This is a genomic window from Isoptericola sp. Y541, assembly GCF_059445465.1.
In genome coordinates this window covers 111881-134751 of sequence record NZ_JCAIUJ010000005.1, presented here as the reverse complement: position 1 = coordinate 134751, position 22871 = coordinate 111881, and the positions used below count along the sequence as shown (strand labels likewise).

Genomic DNA, 22871 nt, shown 5'->3' with positions numbered 1-22871 from the left:
GCATGGCGTCGCCGCCCCCGGACAGTGCCGGCGGCACATCTCCTAACCTTCCGCCCCCCAGGGGTCTGACGCACGACGCCGGCGCACGGTTCCCGGGTGAGGTGTGGCGTCGCCCACGCCCGCGGGGGCGTCCCGGCCGTTGCCGCGTCGACGCCGCGCCTACCCTAGGCGCGTGACCGACCCGCGCAGGACCGCCCCACAGCTCCCGCCGTTCGCCTCCGACAACTATGCGCCCGCCCACCCGGACGTCCTCGCTGCCGTCGCCGCGGCCAACGACGGGTACGCCGTCTCGTACGGGGACGACCCGTGGACGGCGCGGCTGGACGCCCGCGTGCGCGAGGTCTTCGGTGCGGGGGCGCTCGCGTTCCCGGTGCTCAACGGCACGGGCGCGAACGTCGTGTCGCTCACCGCGCTGTCCCCCCGCTGGGGCGGCGTCGTCGTGTCCGACGTCGCGCACGTCAACACCGACGAGAACGGCGCGCCCGAGCGGGTGGGCGGCCTCAAGCTGCTCGCGTGCCCGTCCGTCGACGGGCGGATCACGCCGGACGACGTCGCGCGCTGGGCCGGCCAGCGGGACGACGTGCACCGCGCGCACCCGGCGGTACTGTCGCTCACCCAGTCCACCGAGCTGGGCACCGTGTACGCGCTCGACGACCTGCGGGCGCTGACCCACGTGGCGCACGCCCTGGGAATGGCGGTGCACGTGGACGGCTCGCGGCTGGCGAACGCGGCCGCAGCGCTCGGCTGCTCGCTGCGGGCGCTGACCACCGACGCCGGGGTCGACGTCGTCTCCCTCGGCGCCGCGAAGAACGGCGGCATGCTCGGCGAGGCCGTCCTCGTGCTCGGGCCCGACGACGCGCCCGACCCGGCGTCCGCCCGCTCGCGGGAGGCCGCCGCGGCCGCCGTCCCGTACCTGCGCAAGTCGACGATGCAGCTCGCGTCCAAGACGCGGTTCGTCTCCGCCCAGCTCCTCGCGCTGCTCGGCGAGCCCTCCTCGCCGGTTGAGCCTGTCGACATCGACTCGCTGGTCGAGCCCGTCGAAACCCGCCCGCTGGTCGAGCCCGTCGAAACCCCGCCGCTCTGGTGGCGCAACGCCGCGCACGCGAACGCGATGGCTGCGCGGCTGCGCGACGGGCTGTCGGAGCTCGCGCCGCAGGTGCGCGTCACCCGCCCCACCGAGGCCAACGCCGTCTTCGCGACGCTCCCCCGCGCCGCCGCGGACCGGCTGCGCGCCGTCTCGCGCTTCTACGACTGGGCCGACGGCGAGTCGCCAGACCGCGTCGAGGTGCGGCTCATGTGCGCCTGGGACACCGCGCCGGAGTCCGTCGACGCGTTCGTCTCCGCGGCGGCCGACCTCGCCGGTTGAGCTTGCCGCTCGCCGGTTGAGCCTGTCGAAACCTGGTTTCGACAGGCTCAACCGGCGTGCGTGGTTTCGACAGGCTCCACCGGCGACGCGTCGTAGTCGTCGAGGTCGCGCAACCGGCGGACCGGGCTGAGCCCCACGATGACCGGGCCGGCCAGCAGCACGAAGGCCGAGCCGAGCAGCACCGCCCGGTTACCGAGCTGCGCGGCGAGCACGCCGGCCGCCAGCGACCCGAGCGGGATCATGCCCCAGGAGACGAACCGCACGGTGGCCATCACGCGCGAGAGCAGCTCCGGCGGGCTGGCCACCTGCCGGTAGGTGCGCGTCACGACGCTCCCCGGCACCACGGACGCCCCGAACACGAGCGTGCCGAGCGCGAAGCAGAGCCACCCGACGGGGCCGGCGCCGAGGGGGATCAGCAGGGCGCCGGCGAACCCGAACAGCCCGTCGAAGAGCAGCACCCGCGCGGAGCCGAACCGTCGCACCAGCCACGGCGTCGCCACCGCCGCGAGCAGCGACCCCACGCCGTCGGCGGCGAGCAGCACGCCCACCATGGCGGGCGGCGCGTCCAGGTCACGCACCAGGTAGAGCGCGAACAGCCCGGCCTGGACCCCGCACACGAGGTTGACCACGCACGCCCACCAGGTGGCGGGCGCCATCACCGGGTGGCGCACCACGAACCGCCAGCCCTCGGCGATCATCGCCCGCATCCCGGGGCGCTCCTCGCCGGCGGCGAGCGCGGGCTCCCGCCGCTCCGGCAGCCGGGTCAGCAGCAGCGCCGAGGCGAGATACGACACGACGTCGACCAGCAGCGCCGGCACCGCGCCCACGGCCTGGACCAGCAGCCCGCCGGCGGACGGGCCGCCGAGCTGCGTCGCGGCCTGCGTGCCGGAGACGAGGCTGTTGCGGCTCGTGAGCTCGTGCTGCGGCACCACGGTGGGCAGGAACGTCGTGTTGGCGGTGAAGAAGAACACCTCGGCCACGTTGACCGCGAGCGCCGCGAGCACGAGGTGGGTGAGCGTGAGCTCCCCCAGCCACCAGACCAGCGGCACCGTGAGTATCGCGGCCGCCCGCACCAGGTCCGCCACCACCTGCGTGGCCCGCAGCGGCAGCCGGTGCACGATCGCGCCCGCAGGCAGGCCGAGCACGATCCAGGCGAGGTACGACGACGCGGCCAGCACGCCGGTCTCGATCGGCCCGGCGTGCAGCACGGCGACGGCCGTCAGCGGCAGTGCGACGGCGGTGACCGCCGTGCCGACGCCGCTGGCGGTGCTCGCGGTCCAGTAGGTCCAGAACGGTCGGGCGCCTGGGGCCACCGTCCGCCTCCCTCGATCGTTGTAAGTTCCAATTTGGAACTCTATATGAACGACGACTCCTGGACGTACGCCCGGCCCGACGAGAGGATGACCCCCATGCGCCGCGAGGACCTTGCCGACAGCGACTGCGGCATCGCCCAGTCCCTCGGCGTCGTCGGCGACTGGCAGAGCCTGCTGATCGTGCGCGAGGCCGCCGCCGGCGTCACCCGGTTCGAGGGCTTCGCCCGCGAGCTCGGGCTCTCCCGCCGCGCCCTCACCGAGCGGCTCGGCCAGCTCGTGGAGCACGGCGTGCTGGAGAAGGTGCCGTACTCCGAACGGCCGCCGCGTCACGACTACCGCCTCACCGCGCAGGGCGAGGGGCTGCTGCCGGTGCTGATCGCGCTCCAGGAGTGGGGCACGCGGTTCGTCATGGGCGACGGCGAGCTGAGCGGCGCGCTGGGCGACGGCGACCTCGCGCGGGTGCGCGCCCTCCAGGGGACGCGCGTGCCCGACGTCGAGCTCACGGCGCACGACGGCTCCCGCGTGACGCTCGTCGACCCCGACCGCTGGACGGCGCTGTTCTTCTTTCCCGGCGCGTACGCGCCGGGCACCCACGGCTACCCGCCGCGCTGGGGCGAGGTGCCGGGCACCAGCGGCTGCACGCTCGAGTGCGTCACCTACGGGCGGCGGCACGCCGCCCTGGAGGCGGCGGGGGCGCGCGTCCTCGGCGTCAGCACCCAGCACCCGGAGCAGCAGGCCGCGTTCGCCGCGCACGCCGGGCTGCCGTACCGGCTCGCGTCGGACCAGGACGGCCTCGCGGCCTCCGCCCTGCGCCTGCCCGTGTTCCGCGCGGGCGGGGCGGACCGGCTCAAGCGCGTCACGCTGCTGGTCGACCCGGGCGGCATCGTGCGGCACGTGCAGGCGCCCGTGACCGACCCGGCGCAGTCGGTCGACGACGTGCTCGCCCTCGTCCGCGGGCTTCGGACGGCGACGCCGCGTTAGGGTCGGGTGCGAGCACCGGAGCCGGCGGAAGGACCCCCCACATGACCAGCCCCACGAGCCCGACCAGTCCCACCGAACCGGCAGGACCCCACAGCCCCCACGTCGCCGAGGCGTCGATCCACGTGACCCAGCCGCCCCCTCGCGTGTGGGCCGAGCTCATGCACCCCGGCGCGCGGTGGATGCTGGGCGCGAACATCGAGACCGACTTCCAGCCGGGCAGCCCGATCACGTTCGAGGGCCGCTTCTTCGGCCGCCAGTTCGCCGACAAGGGCATGGTGATCGCCGTCGAGCGCCCGCACCTGCTGCACTTCACCCACTTCTCGCCGCTCGGCGACCTCGAGGACCTGCCGGAGAACTACCACGAGATTCGCATTACTCTCGCACCGGACGAGACGGGTACGGTCGTGTCCGTGAGGCAAGAGAACATCGACACGGCACAGCACGCGACCAACTCCCAGGCGCACTGGCAGGACGCTCTCCGCACCCTGGCCCATCGGGATGGCGCGCCTGCCCGGCACGCGTGACCCCCGCACCCCGCCGCTGGCTGAGCGTGTCGAAACCACGCCGGTTGAGCCTGTCGAAACCACGCCGGTTGAGCCTGTCGAAACCACGCCGGTTGAGCCTGTCGAAACCTGGTTTCGACAAGCTCAACCAGCGGTTCGCGTCGCTGGCCGGCGCGCTGGCCGTCGTGACGATGCTGGCAGCGTGCTCCGGCGCCGGCACCGAACCCTCCCCGGGGTCGGGCTCGTCGTCGAGCGCACCCGCGGCTGACTCGCCGTCCGCCGCGCCGACGGCGTCCGGCACGCCGTCCCCGACGCCCTCGCCCACCGAGGAAGCCCCCGACGACGTGCTCGCCGGCTGGTCGCTGGAGGAGAAGGTGGGCCAGCTGCTCATGGTCGGGGTGTCGGTGAGCGAACCGGCCGCCGTCAGCGCCGACTCCGTGCGCGAGAAGCACGTGGGCAACGTCTTCCTGCACGGACGCAGCGAGGCGGGGGTGGAGGCCACCCGCGACCTCGTGGACGAGTACACCGCCCTGGTCTCCGAGCGCTCCACGCACGGCACGCCGCTGCTGGTCGCGACCGACCAGGAGGGCGGTCTGGTCCAGGTGCTGCGCGGCCCCGGATTCAGCGAGATCCCGAAGGCCACCGAGCAGGCCACCTGGAAGGCCGCCACCCTGCAGGACCGGGCGCGCGGCTGGGGCGACGAGCTCGCCGCGGCGGGCGTCAACCTCAACCTGGCCCCGGTGATCGACGTCGTCGACGAGGGCGACGCGGCGAACAACCCGCCCATCGGGGCCTTCGGGCGCAACTACGGGTTCACGCCGGAGTCCGTGCTGCGGTCGGCGACGGCGTTCGGTGACGGCATGACCGACGCGGGGGTCGCGCCCGTGTTCAAGCACTTCCCGGGGCTCGGCCGCGTCACGGCCAACACCGACACGGACGCCGACGTCGTGGACGACGTCACCACCACGGACGACCCGTCCGTGCAGGTCTACGCCGACGTGATCGACGACGGCGCCCCGTACGTCATGATGTCCACCGCCGTCTACGAGCGCATCGACCCCGACGCCCCCGCCGCGTTCTCCCCGGTGGTGGTGGGCGACCTGCTGCGCGACGAGCTCGGCTTCGACGGCGTCGTCATGACCGACGACCTGTCCGCCGCCGCCCAGGTGCAGGGCTGGTCGCCCGGCGAGCGGGCGGTCGCCGCCGTGGACGCCGGGGTGGACATCGTGCTCGCCTCCGCCGACCCGAGCGTCGCGCCCGAGATGGCGGACGCGCTGGTGGCGAAGGCTGGCGAGGACCCCGAGTTCGCCGAGAAGGTGGACGAGTCCGCGCGGCGGGTGCTGGCGGCCAAGGCCTCGCTCGACGACTGACCCCGGCACCGCAACGTGCGTGCCCGTTCCCCCGCGGTTGGAGGCAGTGGTCCGCCGTCGGCGAACGTCGTTGACCGGGGTGACGCGGAGGTCTTGGCTGACCGGATGACGAGCTCACCCGGCACCCCTCCCCCCGTCCCGGACCCCTCGCAGCTGCGGCAGGTCGCGTCCTCGTTCGGCGGCGACGCCGAGAGCTACGACCGCGCCCGGCCGCGCTACCCCGACGCCCTGATCGCGGCGATCGCCGAGGCCGCCGGCCGGGTCGCACCGGGCGGGCAGGCGCCCCGGGTGCTCGATGTCGGCGTGGGCACCGGCATCGTCGCGCGCCAGCTGCGCGCGGCGGGCTGCGAGTTGCTCGGGGTGGACGTCGACGAGCGCATGGCCGAGATAGCGCGCCGCGACGGGATCGACGTCGAGGTCGCCACCATCGAGGACTGGGACCCGGCCGGGCGCGTCTTCGACGCCGTGACCGCGGGCCAGACCTGGCACTGGGTCGACGCGAAGGCCGGCGCCGCGCGGGCCGCCGAGGCCCTGCGCCCCGGCGGCGAGCTCACGGTGTTCTGGAACGGGGGCGACCCGCCCGCGGACCTGGCGGCCGCGTTCGCCGCCGTGTACCAGGAGGTGCTACCCGGGTCCCCGATGGCCGCCGCCGGGACGCTCTCGGCAGCCGAGGGGTACGCGCGGATTGTCGCCACCGCCGCCGCGGGCGTGCGGGCCGCCGGCAGCTTCACCGAGCCGCGCGAGCACCGCTACCCCTGGGAGCGCACCTACACCCGCGAGGAGTGGCTGGACCTGGTGCCCACCACCGGACTGATGACCCGCCTCCCCGCCGACCAGCTGCGCGCGGTGCTCGACGGCCTCGGCGCCGCGATCGACGCCGACGGCGGCAGCTTCGTGCAGCGGGGCGTCACGCTCGCGCTCAGCGCAGCACGCGTCTGACGGCGCACCGCCCCAGCGGGGGCAGGGCCGGCCGACGGGCCCCGGCCCCGGCGTCGGTCTGCAACTCGGAGTTGTCACCGTTCCGGTTGGGCGTTCGCCGACGCGATCTCCACTGTCGGCTCCTCGCGCTCGTCGAGCGTGACGGCGTTCTTGGCATGGTCCACAGACTCCTCCGAGGCCGGGCCGCCCGGGTTCTCGGTGGCGAGGGCCTGGTTGGCGGCGACGAACGGTCGCAACCGCCGCTACCCGGCCTTCGCCGGGATCCTCAGCACGTTCATGCAGGACGGCTACGACCTGGACTTGGACCAGCTGTTCGAGCTCGGACTGCACTTGCTCCTCGACGGCATCACCACACGTCTCGGCAGACCATAGCTCCGACGAGATTTCGTGCGAGCTCACTCGCCGTCGCGTTCACCCTCGTACCGGGAACTTGTCGCTCAGTGCCCGCCGGAGACGAGGAAGACGATCCCGAAGGCGATCGCGCCGACCACGACGCCCAGGCACGCGATGGCGCCGGCGAGGCGGGCCGGCGTCGGGCGGGGGATCGAGATCGCGCGGGACCCACCGTCCGCCGCATCCGCCGCACCGTCCTGAGCCGGTCGAAGGGTGCCGGGGATGGCGGCCGGCGCCTCCGGGGGCGTGGTGCCGGCCAGCAGGCGCAGCCCGAGGGCGAACAGCGCGGGGATGCCGGCGCCGATGATCAGCCCGGCCACGACCACCTGGCCCAGGGCGCCCCACTCGATGAAGTTCATGCTCCCACCTTCTGGTTCGACGGGGCTGCCACGGTGCCGACGGCCTCGACGGCCGGCCCGACGGAGGACGCGGTCGCGGTGGCGGGCACCGGCCCGACCCGCTCGCCGCCGGCCTCGCCCGTGGTCGCGGCGACGGGCTCCACGGAGGCGCCCTTCTCCTCGTCCCAGGCCTCGTTGACGTTGTTGTGGTCCACCGGCCTGCGGCGCGACGCGAGCCAGATGGCCACGGACACGACCACCAGCAGCACGAAGACGGCGATCGTGCCGGCGGTGCCGCCGATCGACGACTCGAGCCAGTGGCACAGCGCGCCGACGAGCCCGGCCGCGGGGAGGGTGACCAGCCAGGCGACGAACATGCGCCCGGCGACGCTCCAGCGCACCTTTGCCCCCGGCATGCCGACACCGGAGCCGAGCACGGACCCGGTCGCGACGTGCGTCGTCGACAGCGAGAAGCCGAAGTGGCTGGACAGGAGGATGACGGCGGCGGACGACGTCTCGGCGGCCATGCCCTGCCGGGTGTCGATCTCCACGAGCCCCTTGCCGAGCGTGCGGATGACCCGCCAGCCGCCCAGGTAGGTGCCCATCGCCATCGCGACGGCGCAGGCGAGGATCACCCAGAACGGGACGCCGGAGTCGGCCGGCACGGCCCCGCCGGCGATGAGCGCGAGCAGGATGATGCCCATCGACTTCTGCGCGTCGTTGGTGCCGTGCGCCAGGGAGACGAGCGACGCGGAGCCGATCTGGCCCCAGCGGAAGCTGCGGCTCGTCACCTCCTGCGGCACGCCGCGGGTCAGGCGGGCTACGAGCCATGTGCCCACGCCTGCCACCGCGATCGCGACGAGCGGGGCGATCAGGGCGGGCACCAGCACCTTGGAGATGACGCCGGTCCACAGCACGCCGGACGTGCCGACGGCGGCCAGCACCGCGCCGACCATGCCGCCCACCAGCGCGTGCGAGGAGCTCGACGGGATGCCGAACAGCCAGGTGATGAGGTTCCAGACGATGCCGCCGACCAGCCCGGCGAGGACCACCGGGAGGGTGATGACGCCGGCATCGACGATGCCCTTGGCGATCGTGGCGGCGACGGCGAGGGAGAGGAACGCCCCGACGAGGTTGAGGACGGCGGACAGCGCGACGGCGGTCCGGGGCTTGAGGGCTCGGGTGGCGATGGAGGTGGCCATCGCGTTGCCCGTGTCGTGGAACCCGTTCGTGAAGTCGAACGCGAGGGCCGTCACGACGACGAGCACGAGCAGAAGCGTCTCGGTCACGTCATCCATCGTGGGGGGTGATCCTGAGCGTTGACGACCAACGGTGGGCCGACAGGTGAACTGTTCGAGGACTGTTCACCTGCTGTTCATCTTGCCTGGAGCACGTCCAACGTCCAGGCGTGCTCGAAGGCGATCTCCTCCCAGCGCGCGTACCGGCCGGACACGCCCCCGTGCCCGGCCGACATCTCGATCTTCAGCAGCGCAGGGGCGCCCGCGGCCCGCAGGCGGGCCACCCACTTGGCGGGCTCCACGTACAGCACGCGGGTGTCGTGCAGCGACGTGGTCGCGAGGATCTGCGGGTAGGCGGACGCGGCGCGCCGTCCTGAGCTCGTCGAAGGGTCCGGCACGTTCTCGTACGGGGTGTACGCCTTCATCCGGGCGTACACCTGAGCGTCGTGCAGCGGGTCGCCCCACTCGTCCCACTCCACCACGGTCAGCGGCAGCGTCGGGTCGAGCATCGACGTCAGGGCGTCGACGAACGGCACCCCGGCGAGCACGCCCGCGAACAGCTGGGGTGCCAGGTTGACCGCCACGCCCACCGTGAGGCCGCCCGCGCTGCCGCCGTCGGCCACCATCCGCTCGGGCGCCGTCCAGCCCGTCTCCACCAGGTGCCGCCCGCAGGCGACGAAGTCGGTGAACGTGTGCGTCTTGTGCTCCAGCTTGCCGTCGTCGTACCAGTGCCGGCCCAGCTCGCCGCCGCCGCGCACGTGCGCCACGGCGAACACGACGCCGCGGTCGAGCAGGCTCAGCCGGGGCACCGAGAAGTACGGGTCGATACTCACCTCGTAGGCGCCGTACCCGTACAACAGCAGCGGCGCGGGCTCGGCGCGGGTGCCCGAGCCGTCCAGGGTCACCGCGTCCCGACGCCACACCAGGCTGATCGGCACCCGCGTGCCGTCCTCGGCCATGGCCCACTCCCGCCGCTGCACGTAGTCGGCCGGGTCGTAGCCGCCGAGCACGGGCTGCTGCTTGCGCACATGTCGCTCGCCCGTGGCGAGGTCCACGTCCACCACCGTGGTCGGAGTGACGAACGACGTGTGCTGCACCCGCAGCAGCGGCTGCTCCCACGCGGGGTTCGCGTCCACGAACACGGAGAACAGCGGCTCGTCGACGTCGATCTCCTCCGCCTCCCACGCGCCGTCGGCCGCGCGCTGCGCCGCCCGCTCGAGGTCGACGACGGCGACCCGCGGCAGCGCCTCGCGCCGCAGGCTCAGCACCGCGTGGCGGGCGAACGCGTCGACGCCCTCGAGCCGCACGTCGGGGTCGTGCGGCACGACGACGCGCGCTGCCGCGGGGTCGAGCGGGGCCGTCGCCCCGTCGTCGCCCGCCGTGGGCACGTCCGCCACGACGAGCTCGAAGTTCTCCGCCCCGTCGTTGTGCAGCACGAGCAGCACGTCCCTGGTGCCGACCATGCGGTCGGAGCCCGTCCCGTCGCCCGGACGGGCCCCCACCCCCTGGTCGGCCGACGAGTCCGCCTGGTCGTTGCCGGCAGTCGTGGGGAGGACGGCGTGCTCGACGGTGTACTCGACGCCGTCGCGGCGCGCCCACACCACCCGGGGCTCGCCCGTCGGGTCGGCGGCGTCCAGCAGCAGCGCCTCGCTCGTCGTCTTCGACCCGACCTCGATCACCAGGAAGCGGCGCGAGCGCGTCAGCCCGACACCCACCCAGAACCGCTCGTCCGGCTCCTCGAGCACGAGCACGTCGTCCGCGGCCGGCGTGCCCACCCGGTGCCGCCACACCTGGTGGGGGCGCCAGGCGTCGTCCACCGTCAGGTAGAAGACGTGCGAGCCGTCCGGCGTGAGCACCGCGCCGGGGAAGGTGTTCTCGACCACGTCGGGCAGGTCCTCGCCCGTGGTCAGGTCCCGCAGCCGGAGCGTGAACCGCTCGTCGCCCGTGGTATCCACCGCGTACGCGAGCCGCGTCCCGTCCTGGGACACGTCGAACGTGCCGAGGGAGAAGAAGTCGTGGCCCTCGGCGGCCACGTTCTGGTCGAGCAGCACCTGCTCGCCGGCCGGCACGGTGCCCGCGTCGATCAGCGGCGGCGCCCACTCCCCCGCCGCGGGCACGCGCGCGTGGATCGGGTACTGCCGCCCCTCCTGGGTGCGCGTGTAGTACCAGGAGCCGTCGAGCCGCACCGGCACAGACAGGTCGGTCTCGAGCGTGCGCCCCTTGATCTCGTCGAAGACCGCCTGGCGCAGCGGCGCCAGGTGCGCCAGCCGGGCCTGCGTCCACGCGTTCTCGGCCTCGAGGTGGGCCAGCACGTCGGGCGAGTTCTTGTCGCGCAGCCACTCGTAGTCGTCCACGACGTCGTCGCCATGGTGCGACCGGATGGTCGGGCGGCGCTCCGCCACCGGCGCCTGCGCGGGGGCCGTCGCTGCGTCCGTCACGGCGTCCGTCACGGCGTCTGCCTGCGGGGTCGTCTGCGGGGTCGTCGCTGGGTCGACGTCGGGGTCGGCTGGGGGCGTCAGGTCGTCGGGCACCCGGCCAGCCTAGGTCCCGACCGCAACGCCGGGGTTGACGCCGGGGTCGGTGCCCCGGGCCCATCCCGCGATGCAGGACTGTGACCTGGATCTGTCATTTCTGTCACATTTTCGTCGCTACACTCGCGGCACGCTCGCGAAACCCCGCGGATACATGGGCCCTTTAGGGTCCCTGCATCGACGGGGCGAGCGGGTGGAACCTGGGCTCGCCCAGGGAACGACACCGATCTGACGGAGGACCCGCCCGATGACGACGGACCGACCCAGTAGGGCAACCGTGCTGTGCCGCACCGTGGCAGTGCTCGCGATCGCCCTCGTACCAACGGTGCTCGCCACGCCACCAGCTCAGGCGAGCCCCGGCGCGAACACCGAGGCGCACGCCGCCGCCGCAACCGCCGGCGACAGCGACACCCCGACCGACTGCCAGCCGGACGACACGACCGCGTGCGTCGCCGTCCTCGTCCTGAACGAGCAGAACGACCGGATCGCGGGCGCCGAGGCGACCATCGCCGGCCCGGGCGACTTCAGCGCATCCGTCACGACGACGGCGGACGCCCTCACGTCCGTGGCGGTGCCCGAGGTCGGTCGGTACACGATCACGATCGACCCCGCCTCGCTCCCCGCCGACGAGCAGCTCCCCGAGGGGGCGTCCACCGAGCTCCAGGTCACCGCGCAGACCGGCGGCACGGCCCGCGCCGCGTTCCGGCTCGGCGCCGCGGCCGAAGCGCCGAGCCCGTCGTCCGAGGCGACCAGCTCCGCGCCCGCCGAGGGCGGGACCGACGCCGACTCGGGCACCGGAACCACCACGGAGGGCGAGGGCGTCAGCACGGCACCGGAGGGCGACGCCTCCCAACAGGCCATCACCTGGGCCCAGGTGTGGCAGCAGTTCGGCTCCGGCATCCGCTTCGGCCTGCTGCTGGCCCTCGCCTCCATCGGGCTGAACCTCATCTTCGGCACCACCGGGCTGTCGAACTTCGCGCACGGCGAGCAGTTCGCGCTCGGCGCCGCGGTCGGCTTCATCACCATCAACCAGATGGGGATGTCGATCTGGCTCGGCGGTCTGCTCACCATCGCGATCTGCGCGTTCACCGGACTCGCGCAGGACGCCGGGATCTGGCGCCCGCTACGACGGCGCGGCACACCGGTGATGCAGATGATGATCGTCTCCATCGGGCTGTCGATCACCCTGCAGTACGTCATCCAGCTCCTCATCGGCGGCGGGTCCGAGCGCATCCTGGGCGCCAACCCACGGCCGCTGAACATCGCGGGGATCACGCTCAGCACCACGTCGTGGATCTCGATGGCGGTCGCCCTCGTGTGCCTCGTGGGCTTCGCGTTCTTCCTCACCCGCACCCGGCTGGGACGGGCCACCCGCGCTGTGTCGGACAACCCGGCGCTCGCCGCGACCACCGGCATCGATCCCGACAAGGTCGTGCGCATCGTGTGGATCGTGGCGACCGGCTTCGCCGCCCTCGCCGGCCTCATGTGGGGCATCTCGTTCGGGTCGTTCAACTGGCAGCTCGGGGTGCAGCTACTGCTTCTGATGTTCGCGGCGGTCACCCTCGGCGGCCTCGGCACCGCGTTCGGCGCGCTCGTCGGGTCGATCCTCATCGGGCTCGTCGTCGAGCTGTCCAACCTCGTGATCCAGAGCGACCTGCGCTACGCGTCCGCGCTCGTGATCCTCATCCTCGTGCTCCTGATCAGGCCGCAGGGCATTCTTGGCCGCCGCGAGCGGATCGGCTGAAGGGAGACCCATCATGGACGAGTTCCTCAGAATCCTCACCCAGTCGCTGGCCGAGCTCATCGCGCCCACCACGGCCGCCTACGCCATCGCCGCGATCGGCCTCAACCTGCACTTCGGGTACACGGGCCTGCTCAACATGGGCCAGGCCGGCTTCATGCTGCTCGGCGCCTACGGCTTCGGCATCGCGACGATCGCCGGCGCCCCGTTCTTCCTCGCGCTGCTGGTCGCCCTCGCGGCCGGCCTGCTCTTCGCGCTGCTCCTCGGTATCCCGACGCTCCAGCTCCGGGGCGACTACCTCGCGATCGTCACCATCTCCGCCGCCGAGATCATCCGCTGGATCGGCCGGTCCACCTGGCTGCAGGAGTGGACCGGCGGCGCGTCCGGCCTGCAGGGCCGCAACTTCAAGGGCACCTTCCAGGACCTGTCCCCGCTGCCCGACGGGCGCACCGTCATCGGGCCGCTGGAGTACATCAACACGGGCTCCGACTCGTGGTGGACACGGATCTTCGCGTGGGGGCTCGTCGCCGTCGTGCTGCTCTTCGTCTGGCTCATCACCCGCAGCCCCTGGGGCCGCGTGCTCAAGGGCATCCGCGAGGACGAGGACGCCGTGCGCGCCCTGGGCAAGAACGTCTACTCGTACAAGCTCCAGTCGCTCGTGCTCGGCGGCATGCTGGGTGCACTCGGCGGCGTGCTCTACGTGCTGCCGCTCACGATCGCGCCGGACGCGATGGGGCGCACGATGACGTTCTTCACCTGGACCGTCCTGCTATTGGGCGGAGCGGCCACGGTGTTCGGGCCGGTTCTCGGTTCGATGGTCTTCTTCGGCGCGTACATGCTCATGCGCACCGGCATGCGCGCCCTCGCGGAGAACACCGGCGTGGGCGACGTCATCACCACCACCAACGTGGAGCAGATCGGCGGCATGCTGGTCGGTCTCACGCTGATGCTCCTGGTGATCTTCCGGCCACAGGGCATCCTCGGGAACAAGAAGGAGCTGGCCTTCAATGTCCGCTGACGAGACCCCCACCCAGACTGCGCCGGACGCCACGCCCGAGCCCACCCCCGCGCCCGACTCGGTGGTCGACGCCGCCGCGGCGGCCGCGCAGGAGCCGAACTCCGCCGTCGCCGTCGAGGCCCGCGGCGAGCTGGCCCAGGTCGAGCCCAAGGTCGGCGTCGCAAAGCCCGACGCCATCCTCGTCGCCGACGACGTCGTCCGCCGCTTCGGCGGCATGACCGCCGTCGACGTCAAGCACCTGGAGGTGCAGCGGGGCGCCATCACCGCGCTCATCGGCCCCAACGGCGCCGGCAAGACGACGTTCTTCAACCTGCTCACCGGGTTCGACACCCCGCAGAGCGGCACCTGGAGCTTCGAGGGTCGCTCGCTGCAGGGCAAGGGTGGCGCGCGCGTCGCCAAGGCCGGGATGGTGCGCACCTTCCAGCTCACCAAGGCCCTGTCGCGGCTCACGGTGCTGCAGAACATGCTGCTCGCCGAACCGAAGAACCCCGGCGAGCGGTTCTGGCTGTCGTGGCTGCCGTTCACCTGGCAGGCGCACGAGAAGGCCGCCACCGAGAGGGCGATGGAGATCCTCGCCCGGTTCACGCTGGATGCGAAGGCCGCCGACTACGCCGGGTCGCTGTCGGGCGGGCAGCGCAAGCTGCTCGAGATGGCCCGTGCCCTGATGACGAACCCCACGATCATCATGCTCGACGAGCCGATGGCGGGCGTGAACCCCGCGCTCGTGCAGTCGCTGCTGGGGCACGTGCAGGCGCTGCGTGACGAGGGCATGACGGTCCTCTTCGTGGAACACGACATGCACGCCGTGCGGCACATCTCCGACTGGGTGGTGGTGATGGCCGAGGGCCGGATCGTCGCCGAAGGGCCGCCGGCGACGGTGATGCATGACCAGGCCGTCGTCGACGCCTACCTGGGGGCCCACCACGACACCGACCTCGGGGACGACTCGCTGCTCGACCCCGAGATCCTGGCCCGGCTCGAGGCCGAGGAGGAGAAGCGATGAGCGACACCTCGATCCTGCCCGGGGAGACCGCGACCGGCGCCCCGAAGGACAAGGAGCTGCTGCTGCGGGCCGACAACCTCGTGGCCGGCTACATCCCGGGCGTGAACATCCTCGACGGGTGCTCGATCGAGGTCGCCAAGGGCGAGCTGGTCGGCATCATCGGGCCCAACGGAGCCGGCAAGTCCACGCTGCTCAAGGCCCTGTTCGGGCTGGTGAAGGTCTACTCCGGCACCGTGACCCTCGAGGGTCAGGACATCACCGGCATGAAGGCGAACTCCCTCGTGGCGCGCGGCGTCGGGTTCGTGCCGCAGACGAACAACGTCTTCCCGTCGTTGTCCGTCGAGGAGAACATGCGTATGGGCGTCTACCTGCGGCCCAAGGTGTTCGAGGAGCGCTGGTCGTTCATCGGCGACCTGTTCCCCGTGCTGCACGACCGGCGCAACCAGCGGGCGGGCGCCATGTCGGGCGGCGAGCGGCAGATGGTCGCGATGGCCCGAGCGCTCATGATGAACCCGTCCGTGCTGCTGCTCGACGAGCCGTCCGCCGGCCTGTCCCCCGTCCGCCAGGACGAGACGTTCCTGCGCACGCGCATGATCAACAAGGCCGGCGTCTCGGTGATCATGGTCGAGCAGAACGCCCGCCGCTGCCTGCAGATCTGCGACCGCGGCTACGTCCTCGACCAGGGCAAGGACGCCTACACCGGCACCGGCCGGCAGCTACAGGCAGACCCGAAGGTCATCTCCCTGTACCTCGGCACCCTCGCTGAGGAGCCGTCGTGACCCACCCGGCGAGATAGTTCGAGTCTGGCCGAGGTAGTTCGGATTTCGGCGAGGTAGTTCGGAATTCGGCGAGGTAGTTCGGGTGAGCACGACGACGGCGGTGGAAGCTCCGCGGAGCTCCCACCGCCGTCGTCATTCCACCTGGCTCACCGACCCGGGCGTGGCCTCAGGCCGTCAACCCGAGGATGCTGCGTCTGCGCCCCACCCGGTACGCGGCCCGAAGTCGCTGCTCCAGGGCGATGGGGTCGCCCAGGTCCTCCCAGCGCACGCGCACGACGATCCACCCAGCGGCCTCGAGCGACTGCTGCCTCGCTGCTTCCGCACGACGCACGGCGTCCGGGTCGCCGTGCTCGTCGCCGGAGTACTTGATCGCCCCGTCGAACTCCACGGCGACACGCACGACCTCCCAACCGAGGTCGACGAAGACCGTCCCCTGCGCCGTCGCCACCTCGATCTGGCAGTCCGCCCGTGGGAGCCCGGCGTCGGAGGCGACGAGCCGTGTCACCGTCTCGCCCGGCGATCCCGACCGCGGATCGCACAGGTCGAGGACGCCGCGGGCCTGCACCACACCCCGCTTGCCACGCGACGCCGACATGATGCGTGAGACCTCGTCGAGGTCGGCACCGAGCCGGGCCAACGAGTCGCACACGACGAGCGCGCCGTCCCGCGGCAGGCTGCGGATGCAGTCGACGAGCGTGCGAGCGAGCGACGTCACCGGCATGCCGCGCACGGTCGCCCGGTCCGCGACGGGAAGAGTCGTGTGGTGCCGCCGCACCAGTGGCTCGGCCTCCTCGTCGACGTGCGGGTTCCACTCCCGCGTGACGTGGACCAGCGACGGTGTGCGATAGAGCCAGGCCCCGTGCAGCAGCGCGGCGGTCGTGTGGCTGAACCACAGGGGTGCGGTCGTCCCGTCGACGAGCCCTCGCACCTGCGTCAGGATCGTTTCCTCGAACGTCCGCTCGACCTCGCCCGGCAGGAAGACTCCGCGAAGGCGCTCGACCACCCCGACCGCGAGCCGGTCCGCGACCGTGCCGGCGTCAACGCGGGAGAGGTCGAGGGCGAGCGGCACGATCGGCGGGTGTTCGACGTCCGCCGAGCGCATGCCGCCCAGCGGAGAGCCGGTGGCGTTCATTGCGTCCACGATCCCGGCGATCCGGCGGATCGCCGGGAGGTGCTCGGCTTCTCTCATGGACCGACGATGATCCAGGGACGACGTCGGGCGGGCCACCGGACGCTGACCTGTGGAAACTGCAAGCCTGGGGGCAGCGTCGCACCCCGCCGTCCCGAGAACGCGACGCGAACTACCTCGGCGAGATCTGGACTACCTCGCGGGGTTCGTAACTACCTCGCGGGAATCTGGACTACCTCGGCGGACGACGACGGCCCGGGCGCTGGTTGAGCGCCCGGGCCGTCGTGCCGTGCGGTGGTGCTGTGGGGTCGCCGGTCAGGAGCTCGGCCCCGACCGCCGAGGTGTCACTCGGTGGTGCCCTCGATCTCCCGCTCGAACGTGTAGGTGTTGTCGGGGCCGTACTGGTAGATCCCGATGAACGCCGAGGACGGGTCGTTGGCGTCGTTGAGCGGCCCGATGCCGGACTTGCCGACGTAGTTGATCTCGTCGCCCGCCTCGAGCGCCTTCACGCCCTCCTCGAACGAGTTGACCTCCTTGCTGCCCTCTTCGGCACCGGAGACGGCCCGGATGTTCTTCGAGATCGTGGCGCCGTCGGTGGCGCCGCCCCTCACCGCGGCCAGCGCGGCGAGGACGGTCGCGTCGTACGACTCCGCCGAGTACGAGAAGTCGTTGAGCTCGCCGTCCTCGTTCTCGGAGTACCAGGCCTTGAGCTCCTCGCGGAACGTCTCGTCGGCCTGCGCCCCCGGCAGAGTGCCCTTGACGCCCTCGAGGGTGCCCGGGTCGAACTGGTCGCCGTAGTTGGACAGGTTCCCGTCGACGAAGTAGGTGTTCCCGGCGAAGTCCCACCCCTGCGAGACGAGCTCGTTGACGATCGCGACGGTCTCCTCGAAGGCGATGACCGAGATCGCGTCGGGCTTCTGCGCGAGCAGGTCGGTCACCTGGGCTCCGAAGTTGGTCTCACCCGGGGCGAACTCGTGGCCCTGGCCGGTGCCGCCGTAGACGACTTCGCAGCCACCGGCCTTGACGGCCTCCTCGACCACGTCGCGCAGACCGGTGCCGTATGCCTCGTTCTGCACGAGGAAACCGATCTTGCAGTGGCCGTCGTCCAGGAGGAGGGAGGCGTGCGCCGCACCCTGCACCGTGTCCGGCGGGGCCGTGCGGGCGAAGAAGTCGCCGTACCCGGAGAGGTCCGCCGCGGTGTTCGCGGGCGAGATCAGCATGACCCCGGCCTCCTCGAACGTGTCGACCACGCCGAGGGTCACCGCGGAGGACGCGGCACCGATCACGGCCGAGACGCCCTTGCCGATGAGGTCAGTCGCCGTGCTGCTCGCGACGGACAGGTCCGTGCTGTCGCCGGAGTCGCCCCACTCGACGGTGACGTCCTCGCCGAGGACACCCCCGCCGGAGTTGATGTCGTCGATCGCGAGGCCGACGCCCGCGATCTCGGGCGGGCCGAGGAACGCGAGGGTGCCGGTGACCGGGAGGATCGTGCCGATCTTCAGGGGTTCGGCCGAACCCTCGCTGCCCTCGTCGTCGCCGCCGCCGCCGTCGGAGGAGGCACAGGCGGTGAGGCCAAGGCTGAGTACCGCCGCGAGGGCGAAGCCCCGGGCGACCGTGCTGCGTCGGATCATGCTGTTCCCCTTTTGGAGGTAGGACATTCGCGCGGCTCAACACCGCATTCAGTGCCGCTGAACGTAGCGAGACTGTATGTCGCGTACGTGTCGCGCGGGTCACTCGCAACAGATCGTGACGAACCTGTTACCTGCGTCACACTGGCATATCCGGGGGCGCGCCGATAGACCCCGGAACGCGGGTCGCGACGCTCGGTTCAGTCGCGGAACTGCGTGAACGACGCCGTCGCAGGGTCGGCACCCGTGCGCCCGGCGACGCCGGACTCGAGCGCGTCGATCTGTGCCACCTGCTCCGCCGACAGCTCGAAGGTGAAGAGGTCCAGGTTGGAGGCCTGACGGTCCGCCGACAGCGACTTCGGGATCACGATGCGGCCCTGCTGCACGGCCCAGCGCAGCACCACCTGCGCCGGCGTGACGCCGAGGTCGGCGGCCGCGGTGACGACAGCGGGGGCGTCGAGGTCGGCGCCCCGCCCGAGCGGGGAGTACGCCTCCACGGCGATCCCGAGCTCACGGCAGCGCTGCTGGAGCGGCACCTGCTGGAACGTCGGGTGCACCTCGATCTGGTTCACCGCCGGGACGACGTCGGCCGCGGCGACGAGCCGGTCGAGCTGCTCCACCAGGAAGTTCGACACCCCGATCGCACGCACCGCTCCGTCGGCGAGCAGCTTCTCGAAGGCGCGCCACGTCTCGACGTACAGGTCGCGGCTCGGGACCGGCCAGTGGATCAGGTAGAGGTCCACCTGGTCGACGCCGAGCGCCCGGCGCGAGCCCTCGAACGCACGCAGCGCCGCCTCGTAGCCCTGGTCGCCGTTGCGCAACTTGGTGGTGACGAACACCTCCTCGCGCGGCAGCCCCGACGCGCGCAGCGCCGCGCCGACCCCGGCTTCGTTGTAGTAGGCGGCCGCGGTGTCGACGTGGCGATATCCCAGCTCCAGCGCCTGCTCGACGTTGGCCTGGGTGCCGTCGTCGGGAACCTGGAAGACGCCGAGGCCGACCTGCGGGATCTGGATGCCACCGGCGAGGTGGACGGGCGGGACAGGTGAGGTGGTCATGACCCCTTTCTATCGGCCGGGACGCCTGTCTGCGCCGCACGTGCTCACCCTGTGGACGTCCTGAGCGGGAACACTGGTGCCTATGCGCGCGCTCGCGTACCGTTGTGCCTGTTGCAGTGCCTCGCTCGTACCGGACGGTCATCCCGTCTGCGCCACGGTGGCCGTGTCGTCAGGATTGACGCAGCCTCCCGGCGGACCTTGGTTTCAAGAGTTGACGACGATTCACCGTGATGCGCGATCTCGACGGTCGAGGTCGTCGACACCTCTTGAAGGAGTAAGCATGGCCACCGGAACCGTGAAGTGGTTCAACAGCGAGAAGGGCTTCGGCTTCATCGCCCCCGAGGACGGCTCGGCTGACGTGTTCGTCCACTTCTCCGCGATCCAGTCCCAGGGCTACCGGTCCCTGGACGAGGAGCAGCGCGTCGAGTTCGACGTGACACAGGGGCCCAAGGGCCCGCAGGCGGAGAACGTCCGCCCGCTCTGATCTCGTCTCTCGGTCGGCTGACGCCGGCCGCGTGAGGCGCACGGCCCGTGCCCCGCTCGTCGGGGTGCGGGCCGTCGTCATTCCCGGACGAAGCATGGGAACGCGCGTCCGGCCACGGTCGTTGACCCGTCATGGGATTCCTCGACCGACTTCTCGGCAGGGCTCGCGACGAGCGCTCGTACCACGGCGTGCCCGGCCGGCCCGGGTACGAGCAGCCAGCCACGGGTGAGGCGCCCGGCAAGTACGGCTACGCGCCCGCGCCCGGGCAGCAGCCCGCCGGCCGCCCCGGCTCCGCGACCCCGGTCGCCCACCGCGACCCGGACGAGGTGGCCGTCGAGCGGTACCGCTACCTGCTGCGCACCGCCCCGCCGGACGCGGTGGAGCAGGCGCACGCGGAGGCGTTCGCCCGCCTCACGCCGGAACAGCGGCGACGCGTGCTCAGCGAGCTGGGGTCGACGGTGCCCGAGTCGGAGCGCGCGACCTCCGACGACCCGCAGTCGCTCGCCCGCATGGCGACGCGTGCGGAGATGCGCAACCCGGGCACGCTCGAGCAGTCGTTCCGCGGCCAGGGCGCGGACGGCGGCGCTCCCGGCGCCCGCGGCCTCGGCTTTGGCTCGATGGTCGGCTCGAGCCTGTTGGGCACGGTGGCCGGCGTCGTCATCGGCTCCGCCGTGGCGAACGCCATCTTCGGCCCTGCGTTCGGCGACCCCTCGCAGGACTTCGCCGGCGACGCGGGGGCCGAAGGAAGCGGGTCCGGCGGTGAGGGCGGCGACGCCGGAGCGGACGCCGGCGCCGGGGATCCCGGGTACACGGAGGCGGCGGGCGCGGACCCGGGGTACGGCGCGGACCCGGGTGGCGACGCCGGCGGGTTCGGCGACTTCGGGGGCGGCGACTTCGGGGGCGGCGACTTCGGCGGCTTCTGACCCTCGTCGGTCGAGCCTGTCGAGACCACGCTCCGGGTTTCGACAAGCTCAACCAGCGGGGTTTCGACAAGCTCAACCAGCGGGGTTTCGACAAGCTCAACCAGCGGGGTTTCGACAGGCTCAACCAGCGGCGCAGAGCCCGAGGAACGCGCCGAGCCGGCCCAGGCCCTCGGCGCTGTGCGGCAGGTAGTCCGTCAGCGCCGGGGACCGTACGACGATCGCGCACCACTGCCCGCGGGAGACCGCCACGTTGATCCGGTGGCGCGAGAGCAGGAAGCCGGTGCCGCGCGGCACGTCCTGCGGGGAGGACGCGGCGAGCGTCACGATCGCCACCGGCGCCTCGGTGCCCTGGAACCGGTCGACCGTGCCGACTCGCACGCCCGCGAGCCCGGCGCCCTCGAGCGCGCGCCGCACGGCCCAGACCTGGGCGTTGTAGGCGGCGAGCACCACGACGTCGCGCGGCTCCAGGGGCCGTGCCGGCTCCCCGGCGCCGGGTACCCAGGCGCGGCCGACGATCTCGGTCACCTGCCGCACCACTTCTGCGGCCTCCTGGGGCGAGGCGACGCCGTTGCCGGAGTGCTCCACGGGCACGTGGTGGACACCGGGGGCCACGCCCTCCAGCCGCCGGCCGGACGCGGTGTCGTGGGCGCGCAGCCGCCCCTCGTAGGCAAGCTGGGACACCGCCTCGCACAGCTCGGGGTGCATACGCCACGACCGCGCCAGGAAGTACCCCAGCCCGGGCGGGAGCACGTCGTGCCCATCCGCGAGCCACCCGAGCGCCGACCGGTCCACGGGCTCCGGGTGCCGGCCCCGGCTGACCTGCGGCAGCTGCTGCGGGTCGCCCAGGAGCAGCAGCCGCTGTGCCGACCGAGCTACGGCGATCGTGGACGCGAGGGAGAACTGCCCGGCCTCGTCCACCACCAGCAGGTCCAGCCCGCCGTCGGGCCAGCGGTCCGGGTGCGCGAAGTCCCAGGCCGTGCCCCCGACCATGCTCGCGCCCCGCCCGGAGAACTCCGCCAGGTCCTCCCCCGACAGCTCGGCGCAGACGGCCGTGGGTGAGGGGCCGTCGGCCTGCCGCTTCTTGGCGACGCGCTCGGCGGGCACGCCCGCCTTCTCGACGACGGCGCGCAGCATGTTCTCGACGGCGGCGTGCGACTGCGCCACGACGCCCACCCGCCAGCCCTCCGCGACGAGCGCGGCGATCACGTGCGAGCCCACGTGCGTCTTGCCGGTGCCGGGCGGGCCCTGCACGGCGAGGTAGGAGCGGTCGAGGTCGCGCGTCGCGGTCAGGATCGCGGCCGTGAAGTCGTCGTCGACGACGTCGGGCAGCGCGCCCCCGCCGGCCACGCGCGGGGGGCGCCGGCGCAGCAGGTCCGTGGCCGGGCCGTCGGGCAGCGTGCGGTCGACGTCCCAGCGCGAGAGCGCCGCCTGCGCCACGTCCTCGAGCGCCTGCTCCTGCGGGTCTGCGCGCGGCCCGCTCGACGGCGTGAGCGCCATCGGCAGCTCCGGGAAGGTCTCGGCGCCCACGCGCACCTGCTCGCGCAGCACCAGCACGTCCCGCTCGCCGCCGGGCGTCTCACGACGCGAGGCCTCGAGGATCAGCCCGCCCCCGTGGAAGCCCCGCACCGCGTTGGCCGGGACGGTCACCGCGGCCGGCGCCGGCGCGTCGTAGAGCACGAACGGCGCCGCCCCCACCACGAGCTCGGACCCCTCGGGCAGCCGCCCGACCAGCTCCATGACGCGCGACGACGCGCGCCGCCCGTCCTCGACCGCCCAGTCCTGGACCACCGTGGCGCGTTCCACGTGGAACGTGTTGCGGCGACCCTGCCACTCGTCCGTCGGCAGCTCGAGCCGGGAGTAGTGCTCGTGCCAGAACGGCTTGCTCTCCCGGCGCCAGTAGCCCAGCGATGCCCCGATCATCGCCAACCCCTGGGCCTCGTCGTCCCGGATGCCACGGTCCTCGCCGGCCCGCTCCCGGATCTCGGCCTCCAGCGCGAGCCGCCGCTCCCGTGCCTCGCGGGCCGCCGCCTGCCGCGGCGTCTCCTCGGCGGGGGGCATGGTCTCGACAGGCTCGACCGACGAGTCGGGGGGCATGGTCTCGACAGGCTCGACCGACGAGTCGGGGGGCATGGTCTCGAC

General features: G+C 72.6%; 21 protein-coding genes. 12 read left to right on the top strand and 9 right to left on the bottom strand.

The features are described from left to right. The first annotated feature begins 172 nt into the window (after positions 1–172). On the top strand, positions 173–1366 hold the full coding sequence (locus AC1C2V_RS12570; RefSeq protein ID WP_495389956.1) for a threonine aldolase family protein: 1194 nt from the start codon (positions 173–175) through the stop codon (positions 1364–1366). 47 nt (positions 1367–1413) lie between these two features. Here AC1C2V_RS12570 and AC1C2V_RS12565 read toward each other — a convergent pair whose 3' ends face one another. Further along, positions 1414–2679 (bottom strand): MFS transporter, encoded by a 1266-nt coding sequence (locus tag AC1C2V_RS12565; RefSeq protein WP_495389955.1) that lies wholly within the window; start codon positions 2677–2679, stop codon positions 1414–1416. A gap of 45 nt (positions 2680–2724) precedes the next feature. On the opposite strand from AC1C2V_RS12565, the gene AC1C2V_RS12560 reads away from it, so the two are divergent. The 4 genes from AC1C2V_RS12560 (at position 2725) to AC1C2V_RS12545 (ending at position 6472) form a co-directional block, all read left to right on the top strand. Beyond that, positions 2725–3660, top strand: coding sequence for a winged helix-turn-helix transcriptional regulator (locus AC1C2V_RS12560; protein WP_495389954.1), 936 nt, complete (start codon positions 2725–2727; stop codon positions 3658–3660). Positions 3661–3701: 41 nt separating this feature from the next. Further along, positions 3702–4184 carry an SRPBCC family protein gene (locus AC1C2V_RS12555; RefSeq protein WP_495389953.1) on the top strand — a complete coding sequence of 161 codons (483 nt, stop codon included), beginning with the start codon at positions 3702–3704 and terminating at the stop codon, positions 4182–4184. 92 nt (positions 4185–4276) lie between these two features. After that, the gene (locus AC1C2V_RS12550; RefSeq protein WP_495389952.1) at positions 4277–5533 is read left to right on the top strand and encodes a glycoside hydrolase family 3 N-terminal domain-containing protein; all 1257 of its coding nucleotides are present in this window, start codon (positions 4277–4279) and stop codon (positions 5531–5533) included. 105 nt (positions 5534–5638) lie between these two features. Further along, positions 5639–6472, top strand: coding sequence for a class I SAM-dependent methyltransferase (locus AC1C2V_RS12545; protein ID WP_495389951.1), 834 nt, complete (start codon positions 5639–5641; stop codon positions 6470–6472). Positions 6473–6546: 74 nt separating this feature from the next. Here AC1C2V_RS12545 and AC1C2V_RS12540 read toward each other — a convergent pair whose 3' ends face one another. Next, positions 6547–6708, bottom strand: coding sequence for a hypothetical protein (locus tag AC1C2V_RS12540; RefSeq protein ID WP_495390162.1), 162 nt, complete (start codon positions 6706–6708; stop codon positions 6547–6549). Positions 6709–6748: 40 nt separating this feature from the next. Between AC1C2V_RS12540 and AC1C2V_RS12535 the strand changes: the two genes are divergently transcribed. Next, positions 6749–6844, top strand: a complete 96-nt coding sequence (locus AC1C2V_RS12535) for a hypothetical protein (RefSeq protein WP_495390157.1) — start codon at positions 6749–6751, stop codon at positions 6842–6844. A 65-nt stretch (positions 6845–6909) separates the two neighbouring features. Here the strand turns inward: AC1C2V_RS12535 and AC1C2V_RS12530 are convergent, their stop codons facing one another. The 3 genes from AC1C2V_RS12530 to AC1C2V_RS12520 form a co-directional block, all read right to left on the bottom strand. Then, positions 6910–7224, bottom strand: a complete 315-nt coding sequence (locus AC1C2V_RS12530; RefSeq protein ID WP_495389950.1) for a hypothetical protein — start codon at positions 7222–7224, stop codon at positions 6910–6912. Continuing rightward, the gene (locus AC1C2V_RS12525; protein WP_495389949.1) at positions 7221–8501 is read right to left on the bottom strand and encodes an inorganic phosphate transporter; all 1281 of its coding nucleotides are present in this window, start codon (positions 8499–8501) and stop codon (positions 7221–7223) included. The genes AC1C2V_RS12530 and AC1C2V_RS12525 overlap by 4 nt, the downstream gene beginning before the upstream one ends. A gap of 77 nt (positions 8502–8578) precedes the next feature. Beyond that, on the bottom strand, positions 8579–10879 hold the full coding sequence (locus AC1C2V_RS12520; RefSeq protein WP_495390156.1) for a S9 family peptidase: 2301 nt from the start codon (positions 10877–10879) through the stop codon (positions 8579–8581). Positions 10880–11219: 340 nt separating this feature from the next. Here AC1C2V_RS12520 and AC1C2V_RS12515 point away from each other — a divergent pair, with 340 nt between their 5' ends. Genes AC1C2V_RS12515 through AC1C2V_RS12500 form a run of 4 tightly spaced genes read left to right on the top strand, consistent with a single transcriptional unit; the run spans position 11220 to position 15513 of the window. After that, a complete protein-coding gene (locus AC1C2V_RS12515; RefSeq protein ID WP_495389948.1) occupies positions 11220–12716 on the top strand; it encodes a branched-chain amino acid ABC transporter permease in 1497 nt (498 codons plus the stop codon). 13 nt (positions 12717–12729) lie between these two features. Next, a complete protein-coding gene (locus AC1C2V_RS12510) occupies positions 12730–13731 on the top strand; it encodes a branched-chain amino acid ABC transporter permease (RefSeq protein ID WP_495389947.1) in 1002 nt (333 codons plus the stop codon). Further along, positions 13721–14734, top strand: coding sequence for an ABC transporter ATP-binding protein (locus AC1C2V_RS12505; RefSeq protein WP_495389946.1), 1014 nt, complete (start codon positions 13721–13723; stop codon positions 14732–14734). Before AC1C2V_RS12510 ends, AC1C2V_RS12505 begins: the two co-directional genes overlap by 11 nt. Further along, positions 14731–15513 carry an ABC transporter ATP-binding protein gene (locus AC1C2V_RS12500; protein WP_495389945.1) on the top strand — a complete coding sequence of 261 codons (783 nt, stop codon included), beginning with the start codon at positions 14731–14733 and terminating at the stop codon, positions 15511–15513. Before AC1C2V_RS12505 ends, AC1C2V_RS12500 begins: the two co-directional genes overlap by 4 nt. Before the next feature lie 166 nt (positions 15514–15679). Here AC1C2V_RS12500 and AC1C2V_RS12495 read toward each other — a convergent pair whose 3' ends face one another. The 3 genes from AC1C2V_RS12495 to AC1C2V_RS12485 all read right to left on the bottom strand — a co-directional run bounded on the left by AC1C2V_RS12495 (position 15680) and on the right by AC1C2V_RS12485 (position 19325). Then, a complete protein-coding gene (locus AC1C2V_RS12495) occupies positions 15680–16702 on the bottom strand; it encodes a hypothetical protein (RefSeq protein WP_495389944.1) in 1023 nt (340 codons plus the stop codon). Between the two features lie 284 nt (positions 16703–16986). Beyond that, positions 16987–18273, bottom strand: coding sequence for an ABC transporter substrate-binding protein (locus tag AC1C2V_RS12490; protein WP_495389943.1), 1287 nt, complete (start codon positions 18271–18273; stop codon positions 16987–16989). 197 nt (positions 18274–18470) lie between these two features. Beyond that, entirely contained in the window at positions 18471–19325 is an 855-nt protein-coding gene (locus AC1C2V_RS12485; RefSeq protein WP_495389942.1) for an aldo/keto reductase, read from the bottom strand. Positions 19326–19605: 280 nt separating this feature from the next. Here AC1C2V_RS12485 and cspE point away from each other — a divergent pair, with 280 nt between their 5' ends. Together cspE and AC1C2V_RS12475 are read left to right on the top strand one after the other, a co-directional pair. Beyond that, positions 19606–19809, top strand: a complete 204-nt coding sequence (cspE, locus tag AC1C2V_RS12480; RefSeq protein WP_495389941.1) for a transcription antiterminator/RNA stability regulator CspE — start codon at positions 19606–19608, stop codon at positions 19807–19809. Positions 19810–19940: 131 nt separating this feature from the next. Beyond that, positions 19941–20732, top strand: a complete 792-nt coding sequence (locus AC1C2V_RS12475; protein ID WP_495389940.1) for a hypothetical protein — start codon at positions 19941–19943, stop codon at positions 20730–20732. Positions 20733–20852: 120 nt separating this feature from the next. Here AC1C2V_RS12475 and AC1C2V_RS12470 read toward each other — a convergent pair. Continuing rightward, the coding region (locus tag AC1C2V_RS12470; RefSeq protein WP_495389939.1) for a DEAD/DEAH box helicase at positions 20853–22871 on the bottom strand (2019 nt) is incomplete at its 5' end.

Excerpts from the sequence above, each read along its gene's own strand:
- AC1C2V_RS12555 (WP_495389953.1), top strand. The coding sequence starts at position 3,702 with ATGACCAGCCCCACGAGCCCGACCAGTCCCACCGAACCGGCAGGACCC.
- AC1C2V_RS12515 (WP_495389948.1), top strand. The coding sequence starts at position 11,220 with ATGACGACGGACCGACCCAGTAGGGCAACCGTGCTGTGCCGCACCGTG.
- AC1C2V_RS12545 (WP_495389951.1), top strand. The coding sequence starts at position 5,639 with ATGACGAGCTCACCCGGCACCCCTCCCCCCGTCCCGGACCCCTCGCAG.
- AC1C2V_RS12495 (WP_495389944.1), bottom strand. The coding sequence starts at position 16,702 with ATGAGAGAAGCCGAGCACCTCCCGGCGATCCGCCGGATCGCCGGGATC.
- AC1C2V_RS12490 (WP_495389943.1), bottom strand. The coding sequence starts at position 18,273 with ATGATCCGACGCAGCACGGTCGCCCGGGGCTTCGCCCTCGCGGCGGTA.
- cspE (WP_495389941.1), top strand. The coding sequence starts at position 19,606 with ATGGCCACCGGAACCGTGAAGTGGTTCAACAGCGAGAAGGGCTTCGGC.
- AC1C2V_RS12530 (WP_495389950.1), bottom strand. The coding sequence starts at position 7,224 with ATGAACTTCATCGAGTGGGGCGCCCTGGGCCAGGTGGTCGTGGCCGGG.
- AC1C2V_RS12560 (WP_495389954.1), top strand. The coding sequence starts at position 2,725 with ATGAACGACGACTCCTGGACGTACGCCCGGCCCGACGAGAGGATGACC.
- AC1C2V_RS12475 (WP_495389940.1), top strand. The coding sequence starts at position 19,941 with ATGGGATTCCTCGACCGACTTCTCGGCAGGGCTCGCGACGAGCGCTCG.
- AC1C2V_RS12505 (WP_495389946.1), top strand. The coding sequence starts at position 13,721 with ATGTCCGCTGACGAGACCCCCACCCAGACTGCGCCGGACGCCACGCCC.
- AC1C2V_RS12535 (WP_495390157.1), top strand. The coding sequence starts at position 6,749 with ATGCAGGACGGCTACGACCTGGACTTGGACCAGCTGTTCGAGCTCGGA.
- AC1C2V_RS12525 (WP_495389949.1), bottom strand. The coding sequence starts at position 8,501 with ATGGATGACGTGACCGAGACGCTTCTGCTCGTGCTCGTCGTCGTGACG.
- AC1C2V_RS12510 (WP_495389947.1), top strand. The coding sequence starts at position 12,730 with ATGGACGAGTTCCTCAGAATCCTCACCCAGTCGCTGGCCGAGCTCATC.
- AC1C2V_RS12485 (WP_495389942.1), bottom strand. The coding sequence starts at position 19,325 with ATGACCACCTCACCTGTCCCGCCCGTCCACCTCGCCGGTGGCATCCAG.
- AC1C2V_RS12500 (WP_495389945.1), top strand. The coding sequence starts at position 14,731 with ATGAGCGACACCTCGATCCTGCCCGGGGAGACCGCGACCGGCGCCCCG.